Origin of the sequence: Isoptericola croceus (assembly GCF_029382255.1) — a bacterium.
In the GTDB taxonomy this organism is placed as follows: domain Bacteria; phylum Actinomycetota; class Actinomycetes; order Actinomycetales; family Cellulomonadaceae; genus Isoptericola; species Isoptericola croceus.
In genome coordinates this window covers 1-256 of sequence record NZ_JARLLG010000493.1, presented here as the reverse complement: position 1 = coordinate 256, position 256 = coordinate 1, and the positions used below count along the sequence as shown (strand labels likewise).

Below are 256 nucleotides of genomic sequence, written 5' to 3'. Positions count from 1 at the left end.
CGCCGCCACGGCGCGCGGAGGAGCAGTCGGAGTGGCGGGCGGCGAGGTCGGCGAAGTTGGCGCGGCCGGAGAGGATCTGGTCGCGGAGGTCGGCGAGGCGCGCGGCGGCGTCGGCGCGCGTGGTAGCGGAGATGACGCGGCCGTCGGGATCCTTCCAGGAGGCCTTGCGGCGGGAGCCCTCGTGCTTGATCAGGATGTGCAACGCCCTCACCGTCTCCGTCTCCGTCGCCGACGACGCCATCTCGATCTCCTCCTC

At 73.0% G+C, this 256-nt stretch carries 1 protein-coding gene; it reads right to left on the bottom strand.

Annotated elements, in window-relative coordinates:
• Window positions 1–256 (bottom strand): peptidylprolyl isomerase (locus tag PZC42_RS24970; RefSeq protein WP_277214322.1); only part of this gene is annotated, 256 nt, incomplete at both ends.